The 17740-nt window shown below is 74.4% G+C and carries 17 protein-coding genes; 11 read left to right on the top strand and 6 right to left on the bottom strand.

Annotation, left to right across the window (positions count from 1 at the left end):
- Positions 1 to 132 precede the first annotated feature (132 nt).
- The gene (locus H299_RS0125710; protein WP_037760836.1) at positions 133 to 3516 is read right to left on the bottom strand and encodes a sacsin N-terminal ATP-binding-like domain-containing protein; all 3384 of its coding nucleotides are present in this window, start codon (positions 3514 to 3516) and stop codon (positions 133 to 135) included.
- 252 nt (positions 3517 to 3768) lie between these two features.
- Here H299_RS0125710 and H299_RS0125700 point away from each other — a divergent pair, with 252 nt between their 5' ends.
- The gene (locus tag H299_RS0125700; protein WP_027750753.1) at positions 3769 to 4248 is read left to right on the top strand and encodes a hypothetical protein; all 480 of its coding nucleotides are present in this window, start codon (positions 3769 to 3771) and stop codon (positions 4246 to 4248) included.
- A complete protein-coding gene (locus H299_RS0125695; protein ID WP_027750752.1) occupies positions 4245 to 4598 on the top strand; it encodes a hypothetical protein in 354 nt (117 codons plus the stop codon). The genes H299_RS0125700 and H299_RS0125695 overlap by 4 nt, the downstream gene beginning before the upstream one ends.
- Positions 4599 to 4637: 39 nt before the next feature.
- Here H299_RS0125695 and H299_RS0125690 read toward each other — a convergent pair whose 3' ends face one another.
- Positions 4638 to 5114 carry an Lrp/AsnC family transcriptional regulator gene (locus H299_RS0125690; RefSeq protein WP_027750751.1) on the bottom strand — a complete coding sequence of 159 codons (477 nt, stop codon included), beginning with the start codon at positions 5112 to 5114 and terminating at the stop codon, positions 4638 to 4640.
- Between the two features lie 90 nt (positions 5115 to 5204).
- Between H299_RS0125690 and H299_RS36265 the strand changes: the two genes are divergently transcribed.
- Together H299_RS36265 and H299_RS0125680 are read left to right on the top strand one after the other, a co-directional pair.
- A complete protein-coding gene (locus tag H299_RS36265; RefSeq protein ID WP_078513042.1) occupies positions 5205 to 6188 on the top strand; it encodes an EamA family transporter in 984 nt (327 codons plus the stop codon).
- Entirely contained in the window at positions 6155 to 7135 is a 981-nt protein-coding gene (locus tag H299_RS0125680; protein WP_027750750.1) for an aldo/keto reductase, read from the top strand. The genes H299_RS36265 and H299_RS0125680 overlap by 34 nt, the downstream gene beginning before the upstream one ends.
- A gap of 163 nt (positions 7136 to 7298) precedes the next feature.
- Here H299_RS0125680 and H299_RS36260 read toward each other — a convergent pair whose 3' ends face one another.
- Positions 7299 to 8267 (bottom strand): DUF3027 domain-containing protein, encoded by a 969-nt coding sequence (locus H299_RS36260; protein WP_037760563.1) that lies wholly within the window; start codon positions 8265 to 8267, stop codon positions 7299 to 7301.
- A 642-nt stretch (positions 8268 to 8909) separates the two neighbouring features.
- Here H299_RS36260 and H299_RS0125670 point away from each other — a divergent pair.
- Positions 8910 to 10223, top strand: a complete 1314-nt coding sequence (locus H299_RS0125670; protein WP_027750749.1) for an MFS transporter — start codon at positions 8910 to 8912, stop codon at positions 10221 to 10223.
- Between the two features lie 96 nt (positions 10224 to 10319).
- Here H299_RS0125670 and H299_RS0125665 read toward each other — a convergent pair whose 3' ends face one another.
- Positions 10320 to 10673: a hypothetical protein gene (locus tag H299_RS0125665; protein WP_158692390.1), complete on the bottom strand. Its 354-nt coding sequence runs from the start codon at positions 10671 to 10673 to the stop codon at positions 10320 to 10322.
- Between the two features lie 774 nt (positions 10674 to 11447).
- Here H299_RS0125665 and H299_RS0125660 point away from each other — a divergent pair.
- The 3 genes from H299_RS0125660 (at position 11448) to H299_RS0125650 (ending at position 13777) form a co-directional block, all read left to right on the top strand.
- Entirely contained in the window at positions 11448 to 11948 is a 501-nt protein-coding gene (locus tag H299_RS0125660) for a hypothetical protein (RefSeq protein ID WP_027750747.1), read from the top strand.
- 19 nt (positions 11949 to 11967) lie between these two features.
- Positions 11968 to 12786, top strand: coding sequence for a futalosine hydrolase (locus H299_RS0125655; protein WP_078513041.1), 819 nt, complete (start codon positions 11968 to 11970; stop codon positions 12784 to 12786).
- An 82-nt stretch (positions 12787 to 12868) separates the two neighbouring features.
- Positions 12869 to 13777: a 1,4-dihydroxy-6-naphtoate synthase gene (locus tag H299_RS0125650; protein ID WP_027750745.1), complete on the top strand. Its 909-nt coding sequence runs from the start codon at positions 12869 to 12871 to the stop codon at positions 13775 to 13777.
- 102 nt (positions 13778 to 13879) lie between these two features.
- On the opposite strand, the gene H299_RS0125645 is transcribed toward H299_RS0125650, so the two are convergent.
- Complete coding sequence (locus tag H299_RS0125645) at positions 13880 to 14263, bottom strand: cold-shock protein (RefSeq protein ID WP_027750744.1); 384 nt, start codon at positions 14261 to 14263, stop codon at positions 13880 to 13882.
- A 220-nt stretch (positions 14264 to 14483) separates the two neighbouring features.
- Between H299_RS0125645 and H299_RS0125640 the strand changes: the two genes are divergently transcribed.
- A complete protein-coding gene (locus H299_RS0125640; RefSeq protein ID WP_027750743.1) occupies positions 14484 to 14744 on the top strand; it encodes a hypothetical protein in 261 nt (86 codons plus the stop codon).
- 24 nt (positions 14745 to 14768) lie between these two features.
- On the opposite strand, the gene H299_RS36255 is transcribed toward H299_RS0125640, so the two are convergent.
- Positions 14769 to 15437 (bottom strand): HAD family hydrolase, encoded by a 669-nt coding sequence (locus H299_RS36255; RefSeq protein ID WP_486587453.1) that lies wholly within the window; start codon positions 15435 to 15437, stop codon positions 14769 to 14771.
- 104 nt (positions 15438 to 15541) lie between these two features.
- On the opposite strand from H299_RS36255, the gene H299_RS36250 reads away from it, so the two are divergent.
- Both H299_RS36250 and H299_RS0125625 read left to right on the top strand, forming a co-directional pair.
- Positions 15542 to 16651 (top strand): iron ABC transporter permease, encoded by a 1110-nt coding sequence (locus H299_RS36250; RefSeq protein ID WP_078513040.1) that lies wholly within the window; start codon positions 15542 to 15544, stop codon positions 16649 to 16651.
- Positions 16648 to 17736, top strand: a complete 1089-nt coding sequence (locus H299_RS0125625) for an iron ABC transporter permease (protein WP_027750742.1) — start codon at positions 16648 to 16650, stop codon at positions 17734 to 17736. Before H299_RS36250 ends, H299_RS0125625 begins: the two co-directional genes overlap by 4 nt.
- The last annotated feature ends 4 nt before the right edge of the window (positions 17737 to 17740 follow it).

The following is a 17740-nucleotide window of genomic DNA, read 5'->3' as shown; positions in this document are numbered from 1 at the left end:
ATGCGGAGCTGCACGGGCGCGGCCCTGCCGAACCGAGCCCATCACGTCCCGAGCACCATGTGAAGAACACGGCCCCCGCCACGTCGGGAGGGGGCCGTGGTGCACGCGCCCCTGGGGCGGCGCGGCGGGGAGTTACTCGTGCCAGCGGGCGCGGGCGAGTTCGGCGGCGCGGTCCGGGTCCTCCAGCAGGGCCGCCGCCTCGAAGCGGCGCGCCCACCGGCCCGCCGACCAGGCGAGGCCCGCCGCCACGCCCTCCAGCGTGGCCGCGTGCAGGGTGCCGTCCGGGGTGAGCCGCCAGTCGGACTCGGCGCCGCCGACGAGCAGTTCGTCGTGTTCGAGGTAGGTCGCGGGTGCGCCCGGCAGCAACGTGCGTACGGCCTGCGGCACTTCGCGCTCCGTGCCCGCGTCGCCGCCTACCGTGCCGTCGGCGACCTCGCTCAGCCGCCGTACGTCCAGCACCGCCGCGAGCGCGGCGGCCAGCACCGGCCGCACCGGCAACAGCGGGCGGTCGGCGGCCAGTTGGACCAGGTCGGGGCTGTCGGCGACGACCGCACGGGCCGCCGCCACGACCTGGACGGCGTCGCCGACGACGGCCCGCAGTTCGTCGGGCAGCGTCACCTCGTCCGGGTCCAGTTCGGCCAACAGGCTGTAGAGACCGTGCAGTTGGGCGGGCTCCACACAAAGCTCCGGATCGGCGAGCCGGGCCAGCAGCTCGGCCGCGCCGCCCGGCTCCTCCAGCAGGGCGGCGGCGGAGGTGCGGACGCCCAGCGCGCGCAGCACCTGGGTGTCCGGGGCCGCGTCGCCCTCCGCGCCGCCGTCCCCGGTGGTGAGGGCGGACGCGTCGGCCTCCTCGTACAGGCCGGAGAGCAGCGGGTCGCCGCCCGAGGCGCGCATCCCGGCCGGGCGGCGCCCGTCCAGCACCGGGTGGCCGCGCAGCCACCAGGCGGTGTACGGGCGTACGGTCTCGGTCACGCCGTCCGGCAGCAGCACCCGGACGGGCGCGGTCAGCGCGTCCCGCAGCGGCGGCTGCGCGAGCATGGCGAGGGCCTGCGGCCAGCGGTCGTCGGCGACGAGGTCCAGGTCGCGTACGGCGACGAGTTCGGCGATCACCGGCGGTACCGGGGTCTCCGGAAGGCCGTCGAGCACGTCCTCGCACCACACGTCGACGGCGTCGAGCAGACCGGTGTCGTCGGGCCGCGCGTAGTCGCCCTCCGCGCCGCCCGTACCCGCCGCACCGGCGGGCGGCTCCGCGATCTCGTCCGGGTCGAGCACCACGTCGGTGGCCCGTACCAGCGCGAAGTCCGCCAGTACGCCGACGGCTGCCAGCGTCCGTTCACCCCAGCGCGCGGCCCACTCGGCGTCGCAGGCCGCCAGCTCGCCCTCGCGGATCACCTGCTCGAACGGGCTCCCGGGGAAGACGAGTTCGGAGGCCGGGGACTGCTCCCCGTCCTCGTCGGGCAGAGCGAGCGCGCCGAGCCACGGCTCGTCACCGGGCTCAAGTCCCGCGTCCCGCACGAGGGTCAGCACGGTCTCGGCCAGCTCCTCCGCGTCCGGGGTGTCCTCGTCCCACACCTCGCCGGAGTCCAGCGAGGCGGCGACGGCGGCCCGCACCTGCGGGGTGGTCAGCACGGCGCGCGGGGCGGCGGGCGCGGCACCGAGGCGGTCCAGCAGCGGGTGCGCGGCGTCGGGGTGCGCCACCTTGAGGCCCAGGCGGGCCAGCGCGCCGTGCCACTGGACGGAGTCCGGGGCGCCGGTGGCGGGCACCGCACCAGCGGCGCCCGGCTCGGCCGCGCCGTCCGGGAGCGGCAGCGGCAGCAGCACCTGGCGCGGCCCGACGGCCGTACGGCCGTCGGCGAGGGGCACCGGCAGGCCGGTGAGCCGGTCGGGGTCGACGCCCGCGAGGGAGTCGTAGAGCCGCCACCACCAGCCCGGGGCGCGCCGTACGCCCGCCAGCCGGTCGATCGCCTCGCCCAGCGGCACCCGCGCCACCTCCAGCGCGCGCAGTTCGGGCCGCCGCTCGATTCCGGCGGGCAGCAGGCTGGGGAAGAGTTCGGCCAGCACGGCGACGGTCTCCGCCCCCGCGCCCTCGACCACTTCGGCCTCGCGGGGGCGCAGCGCGGTGCGGCCGTCCTCGCGCAGCGGGCCGTCCTCGTCCGGCACCGGCCCGGCCTCGGACCCGGCTGCGGCTACGGTTCCCGCGCCCGGCCCGCCCGGCCCGGACTCCGGCGCCGCGCGGGGCAGGAAGGGGACGCCCGGGAGGCTCTCCAGCAGCAACCGGCGCAGCGCACCGTCGAGTTCGCCCCTGCCCAGCGGCCCCGGCACCAGGTCGAGGATGCCGCTGCCGACCGGCTCCCAGTCGCGGAGCAGGTCCGCGTACGCCTCGGCGGCGCGCGCTACCAGGAAGTCGGTGAGCGGCCCCGGCGCGACGTGACGGCGCGTCGGCTCCATCGGGAACGAGGCGACGAGCAGCGCGGGCAGGCCCAGCGGCTCGTCCGTGGGCGTCGGCGCGTGTACGAACGGCGCGGTCAGGGGGCGGGCGGGCGCACCCTCCGCGTCCACCGGCACCGCCCAGGTGACCGACCACCACGGGCGCAGCCGTTCCTCCAGCGGGCGGTCTGCGAAGAGGGCCTCGTCCGCACGGCCGCCCGCGCGCGCCACCCGCCAGCGGGTGCGGACGGGGGCGAGGGGCGGCGTGCCGCCGACCGGTTCCGTGCCGTCCTCGACGCTCACGTACGGGCCGTCGGCGCGGCGGCGCAGCGTACGGACGCCGTCCGGGGTGTCCACCACGACCTCGGCCAGGCCGGGCAGGGTGAGCAGCAGCGCGTCGTCCACGGCGGCCAGCAGCCGGGCCGCCAGCTCGGCCGCCGCCGCGTCGCGCAGCGGCAGCACGACGGCGGTGTCGTAGCCCTCGGGGGCGGTGCCCCCGGCGGGCAACGGGAGCCGCAGCAGCGGCACATGGCCCTCGCGGCGGCGCAGCTCGTCGGCGAGCGCGCTGTCCGCGCCAGACGCGCCGCCGGGGCCCGCCGCGCCGCGAGCCGCGCCGAGCACCAGCTCGCGCGCCTCGGCGAGCGACCAGCGCACGCCACCGCTCCGGCCGACGACGGCGGGCTCGTCACTCACCGCGAGCACGGCGGCGAAGCCGACGCCGTACCGGCCCACCGGCGCGGGTGCGTCCTGCGGGGTGTCCGGCAGCTCGTCGCGCTTGGCGGACGCGCGCAGCGTCGCGAGCGACTCGACGCCCGCCGCGTCCAGCGCGGCCCCCGTGTTCGCCGCGACCAGCACCGCGTCGCGCAGTACGAAGCGGATGCGCCCGGGAGCACCGGCGCGGGCCGCCGCGTCGGCGGCGTTCTGCGCCAGCTCCACGACGAGGCGGTCGCGGTAGCCGCCGAGGGCCAGGTCCTGTTCGGCGTTGGCGTCCTCGCGGAAGCGGGCGGGCGACGCGGTCCACGCGTCCAGCACGCCGCGCCGCAGCCGTGCGGTCCCGAAGGGGTCCTCGTCCGGCTCCTGCCGCACCATCACCGTGCCGCCGCTGCTCACGCTGCCGTCTCCTCGCTGCCGCCCGGCGGTCCGGACGGACTCCGTGACCGCCTTCCGGCGACCCTGGGAGGCCGCCTTCCCGGTGACCGTACGGCATCACCCCGCCGCCCCGCGCACCGCTCCGCCCTCCGCCGGACGCACCTCCCGAAGCGGCCTTCCTGCGGCCGGCAGCGGCACCGGCTGATCCCGGGAGCGTCGACACCCAGAGACTTTCAAAGTAAGCTGAAACTCATGAGGGCAGATCAGCGGGAAGTAAATCTCTCGGAGCTCATCAACAAACCGAAGGACACCTTGGCCGGACTGGCCGATGCCAGACGGATAGTGCTTCGACGGCGAAACGCGGAAGACCTCGTCCTGAGCACGGTTGCCCGCGCCGAGCAGGACGAGGAGATCGTCTCGGCCAGCACACGCATCTTCGTCGCGCTGATGAAGCACGACGACGCAGCCCGCACCCTGCTCCTGGACGTCATCCCCGAGGCGTTCCCTTGGGTGCGGTTCCTGCCTGCCGAGAGCGTCCGGGCGTTCACCGTCGAGTTGATGGACGTCCTGCGCGCCGCCGACAGCGTGGGCAACATGGCTGCGGTCGCCACCACGCTGACCGCGTGGCAGCACACTGCCGAGGTCTACTCGGACCCCGAGTTGCTCGCCGCCTTGACGGCGGACGGCCACGACGACTTCGGGCCGGTCGCGGAGCCGGAGGCGCCGGCGTGACACCTGACCGAGGCGACCACGTCGCACCCCCAGCGGTCGACGACGAGTGGCACCTCCGCTTCGCCAACGCGGCAGCCGTCAAAGGGTGGGAGGAGTTGTGCGGCCAAGCTCCGGGCAGCACCCGACGGGCATGGCAGCTGATGCGTCTCACACCCTGCCCCTCCGCGGAGAACTCGCGGCACCACAGGCTTCGTGGGCCGATCGGCACCGGCATGCGCCAGGGGACGCCGATGGAGCGATGGCAGATCGAGGTGACGGGCGGCGGGCGGGTCTGGTACCTGGTGGACCACGACCGGCGCACGGTCTGGCTCGACCATGCAGGGGTGGGGCACCCACGAGCCACAGAGTGAGCACGAACGCGGCCGTCTGCTTCTCGCTCCTCCCGGGCGTCAGGGCAGGATCGGGCGGGGCGGTACCGGGGTGGAGACGACGAGGGAGCTGGTCGTCTGGCCGTGGACGAGGAAGCGGTCGAGCACATCCTCCAGCCCGCCCAGCTCCGCGACGTGCACCTTGATCAGGAAGCAGTCCTCGCCGGAGATGCGATGGCACTCGCTGACCTCGGGGGTCCGCTCGACCAGCTCGGCGATGCGGGACATCTGGCCGGGCCCCGGGCGCAGCCGGACCCACGCGGCGACGGGGAGCCCGAGAGCGGCCGGATCGACGTCGAGGCGGTAGCCGCGGATGACCCCCGCCTCCTCCAGGCGCCGCACCCGTTCGCGCACGGTGGGGGCGGAGACGCCGAGCGCGCGGGCCAGGTCCGAGGCGTTGCGCCGGGGGTCGGCGGCGAGCAGGCGCAGCAGTTCACGGCTCAGCTCGTCCCACTCGGCCTGCCCGGTCGGGCGTTTTCCGTTCTGAAAGTCCTGCATGCGCTCCACTTCCCTCCTTGATGTCATTCGGGCTACTACTCCTTCGCATACCCCTGGTTCAGCAGTACACGGCTTTCTAGGTTAGTGGTCATGCGGAACCTCACCCACGGCGGGCGTACGGGACGTGCACCCCCGCACCTCTACGTCGCCGGCAGCGCCGTCTTCCACTACCTCGGCCCGGCCTTCGCCGTGCTGCTCTTCAGCCGGGTGGAGCCGCTCGGCGTGGCCTGGCTGCGGATCGTGTCGGCTGCCGCCGTGTTCGCCCTGTGGCGGCGGCCGTGGCGGTTCTGGCGGGCCGCCGATCCGGCCGCACGCCGTGCGCTGCTGTGGTGGGGCCTCGTGCTGGCGGCGATGAACTCCAGCTTCTACCTGGCCGTGGACCGGCTGCCGCTGGGGACCGTCGCCGCCGTCGAGTTCCTGCCGGTGGTGGTGCTGGCGGCGGTCGCCGTACGGACACGGCGCAATCTGCTGGCGCTGGTCACGGCCGTCGCGGGCGGGTGGCTGCTCGCCGACGTCGCGCTGGTGACGGACCCGGTGGGGCTGGCGTTCGCGGGGCTGAACGCCGTGCTCTTCGCGCTCTACGTCGTACTGGCGCACCGCGCGTCCCGGCACCCCGCCGTCAGCGGAATCGACGGCCTCGCGCTGGCGATGCTCGTCGCCGCGGTGGCCGCCCTCCCGCTGGGCGCCGCCCAGGCCGGACCGGCGCTGACCGATCCGGTGCTGGCGGGCGCCGCCGTGGGGGTGGGCGTCTGCTCCTCGGTGATCCCGTACGTGTGCGACCAGTTGGCGATGGCCCGGCTCAGCCGGGGCGCGTACGCGCTGATGGTGTCGCTGCTGCCCGCCACGGCGACCGTCATGGGTGTCGCCGTCCTCGCGCAGATCCCGACGGCGGCGGAGGCGGCGGGAATCGCGCTCGTCGTCCTCGGGGTGGCCGTGCACCGCGACCACCCGCCAACTCCCCTGGCCGCGGCCTCCGTTGACCCGACAGCCTCTCAGACCCAACACCGAACACCTCACACCGAACACGCGAAGGACCCCACATGCACGGCACACGACTCGGCAGCACCGGACTGACCGTCTCCCCCCTCTGCCTGGGGATGATGAGCTACGGCGCCACGTCATCGGACGGCTGGCACCTGGACGAGGCGGGGGCAACGCCGCTGCTGCGCCGGGCCGTCGCCGCGGGCGTCACCTTCTTCGACACCGCCGACATGTATGACGACGGAGTGAGCGAGGAGGTGACCGGACGGCTGCTGCGCAGCATGTTCCGGCACCGGGAGGAGTACGTACTGGCCACCAAGGTCTACTTCCCGACGGGCCCGTCCGCCCTGGAGCGCGGCCTGTCCCGCAAGCACATCATGGCCGCCGTGGACGCCTCGCTGCGCCGCCTGGGCACCGACTACATCGACCTTTACCAGATCCACCGCTGGGACTACGCGACACCGATCGAGGAGACGATGGCCGCGCTGCACGACCTCGTACGCGCGGGCAAGGTGCGCTACCTGGGGGCGTCGAGCATGTGGGCCTGGCAGTTCGCCAAGGCGCAGGAGACGGCGCGGGCCGCGGGCTGGACACCGTTCGTGTCGATGCAGAACCACTACAACCTCATCTACCGGGAGGAGGAGCGGGAGATGATCCCGCTCTGCGCCGACCAGGGTGTGGCCGTGCTGCCGTACAGCCCGCTGGCACGTGGCCTGCTGACGGGCAGCCGCGACCGCGACGGCGGGCCGCGCACCGCGCGGGCGGCGGACGACTCGCTGGCCGACGAGATGTACGTGGCGGCGGACTTCGATGTGGTCGACGTGGTGCGGGAGTTGGCCGCCGAGCGCGGCCTTCCGCCGGCGCAGATCGCGCTGGCCTGGCTGCTGGGCAATCCGGCGGTGACCGCTCCGGTCGTCGGCGCGACGCGGCTCGCGCACATCGAGGACGCGATCGCGGCGGTCGAGGTGCGGCTGAGCGAGGAGGAACGGGGGCGGCTGGCCGCACCCTACCGGCCGCATCCGGTGCTGCACCACGTCTGACGCCGGCCCGGCGGGGCCGCCGGAACCGGCCGGCCCGGCCGGCGCGGTGCGAAAAGCGCGCCATCCAGCCGGTGAACGCGCCCGGGCGGACGGGAGCTGAGGCACGGGGTCGCGGCGCCCAGCCGCGGCCCGCCCCCGGCGACCGTCACCTCAGCCGGACGCGTCAGCCCGGCGCGTCAGCGGCGGCGGCACCGACGTCCGCGCCGCCGTCCTCGCCGTCGTGCAGCGACAGCGCGTCCGCGCGGGTCTCGTCGATGACCGGCGGGGGCGGCTGCGGCGGCCTCGGCATGACGGCGGCCTCGGAGTGGCCCCCGCAGCCGTACGTCAGCGCGACCACCTGGCCGTCCGCCGGGCTGAACTCGTTCGCACACACCCCGAACGCCTGCCGCAGCGATCCCGCCAGCGGGACCAGGAAGCCGCAGCTGACGCAACTGGCCGGAGCGGCCTGGGCCATGGCCGTCGCCGGGCCGTGCGACTCCTCCCAGCGGTCGGCCGCGCTGTGCAGCCCGTAGCGGGAGAGCACCCGCGCGCGGGCCATGCCCAGCTCCTCCGCCACCGCCCGGATGCTGCCGCGCTCCGGCGGCCGGGCCAGCGCGGCGGGGGACCCGGGCAGCAGGTCGGCGTCCTCCGCGTCGGCGAGGCCGCTGGCCTCCGCCACCCGCTCGGCGCTCAGCTGCGCCGGGGTCGCCTCCGGCAGCTCCTCGGCCTCGGCGACCGGGGAGTTGGGCGGCAGCCCGTCCTCGCCGGAGAACCCCGGCTCCAGCCGCAGGTCCTCGGCCTCGGTGGGCAGCAGGTCGCCCGGTCCCAGGTCGCCGGGCCGCAGCCGCTCGCTCCAGGGCAGCCACTTGGGCGCCAGCAGCGAGTCGGGCCCGGGCAGCAGCACCGTCTCGTCCAGCGTGACGTGCTTGGCGCGGGAGGCACGGGTGACCGTGCTCGCCCAGCGCCAGCCGCGATAGCCCGGCTCCTGGCACTCGAACAGATGGGTGACCACGCGGTCGCCGTCCGCGACGGCCTCGATCCAGTCCCCGACCTTGCCGGGCGCGGCGGCCTCCTGGGCGGCCTCCCGCGCCAGGTCGACGGCCTCGGCACACAGGCGGTCGGGCGTACGGCGGCTTCGCGTCGCGGCACTCATGAAGCACTCACAAGAATCGTCTCTCCTACGCCGTAGCGCCGTAATAGCAGTATCGACGTGCACCGGCCGTACAACCGAGCGAGGGCGGGGGATGCGAACGGAGCGGGACCGTGGAGCCGCTACGACGTCCGCGCCCGCGCTCAGGGCCGTGCGGAGCGCACCGTTCACCCACGCTACCCCACCATTCGCGGCCTGCCTCAGCGTGGTGGCGCTCCGGGCGACGTTGAAGGCAAGCCGTTATCCGGCGAGGTCGACGCAGGAGGCGTCCCGCGGCCGGGGCGGGCCGGGGCCGGTACCTCCCCAGAACGGGGCACGTCTTCGAAACGGGCGGTCGTACACGCGGTGACATGACGCATCTGGGGCACACTGAACGTCGTGGCTGCCGAAGAGCCGTACCAGGACACTCCGGACCCTACCGATGCAGACCGGGCGGTACCGAGCCGCCCCGGCCTGGTCAAGAGCGCCGACCACACGGACGGGACACCCCGTACGAGCGGCACCTCCCGCACCTCCCGCACCGGCCGCAGGCCCGCCCGCACCGACGGCAGGCCCGCCCGTACCGACCGCACCCCCCGCACCGACGCGAAGCCGCACCGTTCCGGCTCGTCCCCGGCACGCCGCCCCGACGACCGCCCCGGCGGCGTGCTGCGCCGCACCGCGCGCGCCACCCGGCGCCCGCCCGCCGCCTTCGCGCGCCGCATCCGCCGGGCCACCCACGCGCAGGGGGCCGGCGAGTCGGGGCTCGGCAAGCTGATCGAGCTGCACGCGGTCAACTCGGCGGGCGACATGCTCATCACCGTCGCGCTCGCCTCCACCGTCTTCTTCTCGGTGCCGACGGGCGAGGCGCGCGGCCGGGTCGCGCTCTACCTGCTGGTGACGATGGCACCGTTCGCGCTGCTGGCCCCGGTCATCGGCCCGCTGCTGGACCGCATCCCGCACGGCCGCCGCGCGGCGATGGCCGGGGCCATGCTGGTCCGCGCACTGCTCGCGCTGGCCATGGCGGGCGCCGTCGCGACCGGAGGGCTGGAGCTGTATCCGGCGGCGCTGGGCGTACTGGTGGCCTCCAAGGGGTACGGCGTGGTCCGCTCGGCCGTGGTGCCACGGCTGCTGCCACCGCGCATCTCGCTGGTGAAGGCGAACTCGCGGGTCACCCTCTCCGGGCTGCTGGCCACCGGCGCGGCGGCGCCCGTCGGTGCCGGCCTGCACAGCATCGGCCCGCCCTGGCCGCTCTACGCCGCCTGCGCCGTCTTCCTCCTCGGCGCGTTCCTGTCCTTCTCCCTGGACCACAAGGTCGACTCGGCGAAGGGGGAGCGCCCGGCCCACCTCACCCCGGAGGGTCTGCGCAGGCGACGTCCCGGGCTGCGCTCGGCGGGGTCGTCCGTACGCACCGGGCTGATCGCCAACTCCTCGGTCCGCGCGCTGTCCGGGCTGCTCACCTTCTTCCTCGCCTTCCTCCTGCGCGAGCATCCGCTGCCCGGACTGACCGCCGCCGTCTCCCTGGGCCTGGTGGCCGTCGCCGCCGGTACGGGCAACGCGCTCGGCACGGCGATAGGGGCGTGGCTGCGGGACCGCGGCCCGGAGGTGATCATCGCGACGGTGCTGGCCTGCGCACTGGCGGCCACCGTCACCGCGACGCTGCTCTACAGCACGGTCACCATCGCCGCCGTCGCCGCCACGGCGGGCATCGTGCAAGCGCTCGGGAAGCTCTCCCTGGACGCGCTGATCCAGCGCGACCTGCCCGAGGAGGTCCGCACCTCGGCGTTCGCCCGCTCCGAGACGCTGATGCAGATGTCCTGGGTACTGGGGGGCGCGATCGGCATCTCGCTGCCGCTGAACGAGACGGTCGGACTGGCGGTGGGCGCGGGCATCATCGCGCTGGGCGCGCTGGCCACCACGCGGGCCCTGCTCTCCGCCGCCCGGCACGGCGGCACCCCCCGCCGCGCCCGAGTGGCGTGACCCGACCGCCGGACAGCACCGCGCGGCCCCGCCCCGTCCGTGTCGTACGGAGGGGCGGGGCCGCGCGGTGCCGATCAGCCGGAGCTGGACATCCGCTCAGGCCGCGATCTTCTCGGCGCAGGCGCTGGCGTCCTTCTCCATCTGCTTGTCGTTCTTGTCCTTGGCCTTCACGTCGTCGGCCTTCTTGTCGCCGTCCGCGAACGCCTTGAGGTCACCCGAGTCCGCGTGCTTGATCATGACGTCCGCGGTGCAGTCGATGAACTGCGTGCGGGCCTTCTCCGGGACGGACTTGAAGCCCGCGTCCTTCATCAGCTCCTTCTCCACGGCGGAGGCGACGGCCTTCTTGTCCGGAGCGTCGCCACTGTCGTCGCTGCAGGCGCTCAGACCGAAGGTCAGCACCGCTGCCGCCCCGACGGCGCACATGACGTTTTTCTTCGAGTTCTTCTTCACGATTCGTTCTTCGCCTGTCTCTGCATTCAACTGCGTAGCTGATGAGGGTGTCCCACGGCCGCCCGGGAGAAATCTCCGCAGCACCGTTTAAGGGGAGCACAGCGTATAGGAAGAAGCTGCGGCACGCCATCGCCGAAATATGAAATAACGGGACACCGGTTTATCCGGCCGGAAAAAGCGCTGCGGAACCCGTACGGAACCCCGATTCCCCGGCGGACGGGGCGGTCCCGCCTGGTCTTCCTATGCGTGACCCGGTAGTGACGGAGCGTGCGGCAGAACACCGGGCGGCATCCGGCAGTCACCCCGGGGCGGACTCGCACCCGAGGTAGCGGCCTTCACCGCCTCTTCACCCCGGAGACACAGACATGGCTCCGGGTAATGGTCCAGCCCTCCCCGTGCCCGGACCCGCATAAACCGCCCGCCGGAACTCCGCTGCCGCAAACGGAGTCGAAATGCACTCGAGAACACCAGCTTCTACACTACAGAACAGGACCGGGAGAAAGGCAAATGCACGTACGCACCGGCGGCCCGCCGTAATTCGTCGGCACATGTCCGCGCGAGGGGTCGCCGGGAAAAGCGGCGGACTCCGCGCGGCAGCGCATGCGGCCCACCCGGCGTCAATGCACGGCGACCTCGCCGGCATGGGCGCGGATGCCGCGAAGCGACGACCCGGAGCCCGTACGGCACCCGCCCCCGAGGTGTACGCCCGGCGCGCCCGGAGACAGCCCTCAAGCTGCGCGCGGCCGGGAAAAAGCCGCAAGGTAGCCTGCCCGCATGACTAACGCGATCTCGGGCTCGCGGCGGGGCCTCCGCACCGCCACCGCCATCGGTGCCGTAACCCTGGGCCTCACCGCCCTCACCGCCTGCGAGAAGCCGACACCGCTGACGACCATGACGGTCGGGCGCGACACGGTGACGACCGAGGCCGCCTGCTACGAGGACGGCAAGGACCTCGAGGACAAAGTGGCCGCCAAGTGCACCGAGGAGAAGCCGGACGAGACCATCACGGTCGGTGACGCCGACAAGCTGCGGGTCGGCGTCGAGCCGGACATGGCCGAGGCCGGCTGGATGGTCTTCGCCGACGACGAGCCGCTGCTCTCGGAGCCCACGGACAAGACGTACCGCTCCTTCTCCGGCGAGACCCTCTTCCAGCAGCGCGACCCGAGCACCGGACAGGCGATGCCGCCGAAGAAGAGCGCGACGCTCCGCGTCATCATGACGGAGGACGGCAAGTTCAAGGGTGTCTGGATCATCAAGGCCAAGCGCGCCAAGTGACGCGGTGCCAAGTGACGCGGTGACGCAGCCGGCCGGGAGCACGCCCGCGCGGCAGGCACGGCCCACGCGCGTGCTGACCGTCACCGCCGTCGCGGCGGAACGCGACGCGGTCACGCGGGCGTTCGGGTCAGCCGGGACCGCCGAGCATCCTGGGACCGCCGAGCGACTGCCGCTGCTGCCCGGCGGCGCCCAGCCGCACCGCGTCCGCTTCCCCGCCGCTGTGGTCGACGTGCTGGCAGCCGGGGTCGGGCCCGCCGCCTCCGCCGCCGGTGCCGCCACCGCGCTGACCGCCGCCGCGCTCGCGGGCTCCCCGTACGACCTGGTGGTCTCCGCCGGGATCGGCGGCGCCTTCGTACGGAGCGACGCGTCCGGCGCCCCCGCCGGGCCGCCCGTCGGCTCGGGCCTCGTCGTCGCCTCCGCCGTCGTCGCCGCCGACCTGGGAGCGCAGACCGCCGACGGCTTCCGGCCCGTGACCGAGCTGGGTTTCGGCACCGTGCGCCACCTGCCGCCCCCGGCGCTCGTACGGGCCGTGGCCACGGCCACCGGCGCACTCGCCGCCGAGGTGCTGACCGTCTCCACCGTGACCGGCACCGCCGCCCGCGCCGCCGAACTGGCCGCCCGGCACCCGGACGCGGCCGTCGAGGCGATGGAGGGGTTCGGCGTCGCCGAGGCCGCCGCCGCGCACGGCGTGCCGGTGCTGGAGCTGCGTACGGTCTCCAACTCCGTGGGCCCCCGCGAGCGGGACGCCTGGCGGATTCCGGCGGCGCTGCACACCCTGTCCTCCGCGTTCGGGATGATGGTGCCCGTACTCGGGAGCCGTGCGAACTGGCAGAGCTGATGCCGGGCCGACTGACGCCTGGCCGGCCGACTGCCTGACGAAGGGGTGGTGGAGAACCGTGCGCGACGGAGAGAAGGACGGCATGACCCAGGTGAGCCCGCAGCGCCCGCTGCGCATGGCGTACTCCCCCTGCCCCAACGACACCTTCACCTTCCACGCCTGGGCACACGGCCGGGTACCGGGCGCGCCCCCGGTCGAGGTGACCTTCGCGGACATCGACGTCACCAACGGCATCGCAGAACGCGCCGCCACCGGCACACCCCGGGCCGGGGAGGAACTGGACGTCCTGAAGGTCTCCTACGCCGTGCTGCCCTGGGTGCTGGACGAGTACGCGCTGCTGCCGTGCGGCGGAGCGCTCGGCCGCGGCTGCGGCCCGCTGGTGCTCACCCGCGAGCCCGCGGACGGCGCGGGCGGCGCGGGGGCGCGGTTGCGCGGCCGGCGGATCGCCGTGCCGAGCGAGCGCTCCACCGCGTACCTCCTCTTCCGGCTGTGGGCCGCCGCCGAGGTGCCCGGCGGGGTGGGCGAGATCGTCGTACTCCCCTTCCACGAGATCATGCCCGCCGTGCGGGACGGCAAGGTGGACGCCGGTCTGGTCATCCACGAGGCGCGCTTCACCTACCGGGACTACGGCCTGCACCGCCTCGCCGACATGGGCGAGCACTGGGAGGCCACGACCGGCCTGCCCATCCCGCTCGGCGCGATCATCGCCCGCCGCGCGCTGGGCGGACCGGCGCTGCGCGCGCTCGCCGCCGCCGCGCGGGCGTCCGTGCGGATGGCGTGGGAGGACACGGAGGCGTCGCGGGCCTACGTCCTGGAGCACGCGCAGGAGATGGACCCGGCGGTGGCGGACGCGCACATCGGCCTGTACGTCAACGAGTTCACCGCCGACCTGGGCGAGGACGGCTACGCGGCGGTGCGCGGCCTGCTCACCCGCGCGGCGGCCGAGGGCCTGGTGCCCCCGCTGCACCCGGACGCGCTGCACTTCCCCTGAGCACACCGGCAAGGGCGGAGGCGGCGCGGGAGGCCGCACGTGCGGTGGCACCGACGGCCCGGTGGCCGACGGCGCCGCGCGCCCGTGTGCTGACGCCGCGAGCTATACGTCCAGCTGGTCGGCGACCGCCCGCAGCATGCCCGCGATCTTGTGGCCCTGCTGCCTGTCCGGATAGCGACCGCGCTCCAGGGACTGCGAGACCCCGTCCAGCAGCGTCGTCAGATCCTGCACGATCGAGGCCAGCTCGTCCGGCTTGCGGCGCTGCGCCGCCGCGACGGACGGGGCGGGTTCGAGCAGACTGACCGACAGCGCCTGGTCCCCGCGCTGACCCGCCACCACGCCGAACTCGACGCGCTGGCCCGGCTTCAACGCGTCCAGGCCGTCCGGAAGAACCGACGAGTGCACGAAGACGTCGCCGCCGTCATCGCGGGAGAGAAAGCCGAAGCCCTTCTCGCTGTTGAACCATTTGACCTTGCCGGTAGGCACGTCTGTCCTTGTCCTCGTACTCGTCCGGGCAGCGGGCTGCTCGCTGGAAACTGGCTGGAAATGGCGGAAACCGATAACGAAACGGATGCGGAAGAGACAGCCGAGCGGGCGGCCGAAACCGTCGGACCCCGCCACCACCAAGGCTAACGACCTCACGCCGGGTGACAAGATGCCTCGGGCCGTTCCGCCGTCCGCTTGTCCACCGATCTACCCTGACGGAGTGAACACTGAAACTCCACGGGCCGGAGATCTGCTGGTACGTACCGGCGGCATCGTCTTCGCACTCGGTGCACTCGCCACCCTTGTCACCGTCGCGCCGCTCTTTTTGGGCACCGCGCGTTTCCCCGCCCCCGCGTACTTCGTGTGCATGCTGATGGGCGTCGGCTTCGCGCTCGCGGCGGCCGGGCTGCTGCGTTCCGCGGCGGCGGAACGGCGCGCGGCGCGGGCCTCGGGCTTCGGCACCGCGCCCCGGACCAGGTAGCCGGCCGCGCGGCACCGGCCGATTTCAGCGCTCCCCGCGGCGCTCCCCGCCGTGCTCCCCGCCCGGCGGCGCGGTGTGCTCCGCGAGCCAGGCCGGGAAGTCCGCCAGCCCGCCGGTGAGCACCACGTCCGCCCCGGCAGCCCGCAGTTCCGCCGCGTCGCACGGCCCGGTCGGCACGGCCACCGAGAGCACCCCCGCCGTACGGGCGCCCCGTACGTCGCCGGTGTGGTCCCCGACGTACGCCGCCGCGCCGTACTCGCGCAGCGCCGCCGCCTTGGCCTCCGCCCACAGCCCGCCGACCAGTACGTCCGGGGTGAGCCCCAGGTGCGCCAGGTGCAGCGCGGCGCTCGGCCGGTACTTGGCAGTCACCACGAGGGCACGGCCGCCCGCCGCCTGCACGGCGCGGACGGCCTCGTGCGCGCCCGGCATCGCCGGGGAGGGGCCGATGGCGGTCGACGGGTACAGCTCGCGGTAGCGCTCGGCCAGCTCCGGGACCCGCTCGGACGGGAACCAGCAGGCCAGTTCGTCCTCCAGCGGCGGCCCGAGCCGCGTGACGACCAGTTCCGCGTCCACGTACACGCCGGTCTCGCGGGACAGTGCCTCGTACGTCCGCCGGATGCCCGGCCGGGAGTCGATCAAGGTCATGTCCAGGTCGAATCCGACCGTCATCCCTTCCGCAACCATGCCGATCATTCTGTCGTATGCCACCCCGTACACTTAGGCCAGCCTTACCTGGGCAGGGGCGGAAGAGGCCCTTCCGCCCCTGCCCGCACGCGCAAGTCCCCACCGAGGAAACGATGCCAGCCGCCACCCCCACGACGAAGTCGCCGGGCCCGGACCCCCGCGCCGGCGCCGACGCCCCCGGCGGCGGGCCGGGCGTCCGGAGCGGGCAGGGCGCCGAGCAGCGTCGTACGGTCCTCGCCCGCCGCCTCGGCTGGACGCTCGCCGCGCTCGCGGCGCTCCTCCTCGCGGCGCTCCTGAGCCTCGCGCTCGGCAGCCGCGCCATCCCGCCCGGCCAGGTCTGGGACGCGCTCCTGCACGGCGGCCACAGCAACGAGGCCGAGGTCGTCCGCACGATGCGCCTCCCGCGCACCCTGGTCGGCATCATGGTCGGCACCGCGCTCGCCCTCGCGGGCGCGGTGATGCAGGGCCTCACCCGCAACCCGATCGCCGAACCGGGCATCCTCGGCATCAGCCAGGGCGCCTCGGTGGGCGTCGTGCTGGCCATCGCCTTCGCGGGCGTGCACACGCTGGCGGGCTACGTGTGGTTCGCGTTCCTCGGCGCGGGGGTGGCGTCCGTCGCCGTCTACGCGATCGCCGCGCGCGGCCGAGGCGGCGCCACCCCGGTCAAGCTCGCGCTCTCGGGCGCCGCGATCAACGCGCTGCTCGTCTCGGTCATCGCGACGGTGCTGACCACCAGGGCCGCCACCTTGGACGAGTTCCGGTTCTGGCAGGTCGGCTCGCTCTCCGGCCGGGACGCGGAGGTGGCCGGGCAGATCTGGCCGTTCCTGCTGGCGGGCCTCCTGCTGGTGCTCTCCGTCGCGCGCGGCCTCGACGCGCTGGCGCTGGGCGAGGACATGGCGAAGGGCCTGGGCCAGAACGTCGCGCTGGTACGGATCGTGGGCGGGCTCGGCGCGACGGTGCTGACCGGCGCCGGCGTCGCCGCCGCCGGGCCGGTCGCCTTCGTCGGGCTCGCCGTTCCCCATGTCGCGCGTGCCGTCGTCGGTACGGACCACCGCTGGCTGCTGCCGATGGCCGCGCTGCTGGGCCCGGTGATCCTGCTCGTCTCCGACGTCGTGGGCAGGCTGGTCTTCCGGCCCGGCGAGATCCCGGCCGGGGTGATGACGGCGCTGATCGGCGTCCCGTTCCTGGTCGTCCTGGTCCGCCGGAAGGCGGTGGCCGCGTGAGCACCACGACCGACCGGGCCCCCGCGGCCACCGGCCGCACGGGCCGGCCGGGCCTCGCGGGCCACGTCCTCCTGCGGGCCCGCGGCGCCTCCTTCCTCGTCCACCTGCGCAGCGCGTACGTCGCCGGGGTCCTGCTGGTCCTCCTGGCCGCGGCCGTCGTCGCGAACCTCACGCTCGGCGAGTCCGCGGTCCCCCCGGTCGAGGTGGTGAAGGTGCTGCTGGGGCAGCCCTCGCCGGACGAACTGGTGGTCGAGACCCTGCGGCTGCCCCGGCTCGTCGTCGGGCTCCTGGTCGGCCTCGCGCTCGGGGTGTCCGGGGCGCTCGTGCAGAGCGTCGCCCGCAACGCGCTCGCCAGCCCCGACATCATCGGGGTGACGCACGGGGCCGCCGCGATGACCGTCGGCGCGATGACGTTCGGGCTGACCTCGTACGCCGTGCTGCCCTACCTCTCCGTCGCGGGCGGGGTGCTCGCCTCCGCGCTCGTGTACGCGTTCGCCTGGCGCGGCGGCCTGCACGCGACCCGGTTCGTGCTGATCGGCGTCGGCGTCGCGGTCGCGCTCCGCTCGGTCACCCAGCTCTTCCTGACCAAGGGCGACTACCTGGTGGCCCAGCAGGCACAGGTGTGGATGACCGGCTCGCTCAACGGCACCGGCTGGGACCAGGCCAGGCCACTGGGCTGGGCGCTGCTGGCGCTGCTGCCGCTGGTCCTCTGGTCGGCACGCGCACAGCGCGAGGTCGGCCTCGACGACGACACCGCGACCGCGCTCGGCGTACGGCTGGGCCGCAGCCGCCTGGTCCTGGTGGTCACCGGCGTGCTGCTGGCCTCGCTCGCCGCCGGGGCGGCCGGACCGGTGGACTTCGTGGCGCTGCTCGCCCCGCAGGTCGCCCGGCGGCTCACCCGCTCCGCGCAGATCCCGCTGCTGTCGTCCGCGCTGCTGGGCGCGTTCATCGTGGTGCTCGGGGATCTGCTGGCCCGCAAGATCTTCTCCCCGACCGAACTGCCGGTGGGCGTGCTGACGGCCGCCGTCGGCGCCCCGTATCTGATCTTCCTCATCATCCGCAGCCGCACCGGAGCCAAGGCATGACACG

It is taken from the genome of Streptomyces sp. CNH287 (assembly GCF_000424825.1).
The sequence above is the reverse complement of the archived record's forward strand: the minus strand, read 5'-3'. Positions and strand labels throughout refer to the sequence as shown.

Coding starts and splice junctions, on each gene's coding strand:
- H299_RS0125680 (WP_027750750.1), top strand. CDS start 6,155: ATGCACGGCACACGACTCGGCAGCACCGGACTGACCGTCTCCCCCCTC.
- H299_RS0125660 (WP_027750747.1), top strand. CDS start 11,448: ATGACTAACGCGATCTCGGGCTCGCGGCGGGGCCTCCGCACCGCCACC.
- H299_RS0125690 (WP_027750751.1), bottom strand. CDS start 5,114: ATGCAGGACTTTCAGAACGGAAAACGCCCGACCGGGCAGGCCGAGTGG.
- H299_RS36260 (WP_037760563.1), bottom strand. CDS start 8,267: ATGAGTGCCGCGACGCGAAGCCGCCGTACGCCCGACCGCCTGTGTGCC.
- H299_RS36265 (WP_078513042.1), top strand. CDS start 5,205: ATGCGGAACCTCACCCACGGCGGGCGTACGGGACGTGCACCCCCGCAC.
- H299_RS36250 (WP_078513040.1), top strand. CDS start 15,542: ATGCCAGCCGCCACCCCCACGACGAAGTCGCCGGGCCCGGACCCCCGC.
- H299_RS0125700 (WP_027750753.1), top strand. CDS start 3,769: ATGAGGGCAGATCAGCGGGAAGTAAATCTCTCGGAGCTCATCAACAAA.
- H299_RS0125650 (WP_027750745.1), top strand. CDS start 12,869: ATGACCCAGGTGAGCCCGCAGCGCCCGCTGCGCATGGCGTACTCCCCC.
- H299_RS0125710 (WP_037760836.1), bottom strand. CDS start 3,516: ATGGTGCGGCAGGAGCCGGACGAGGACCCCTTCGGGACCGCACGGCTG.
- H299_RS36255 (WP_486587453.1), bottom strand. CDS start 15,437: ATGATCGGCATGGTTGCGGAAGGGATGACGGTCGGATTCGACCTGGAC.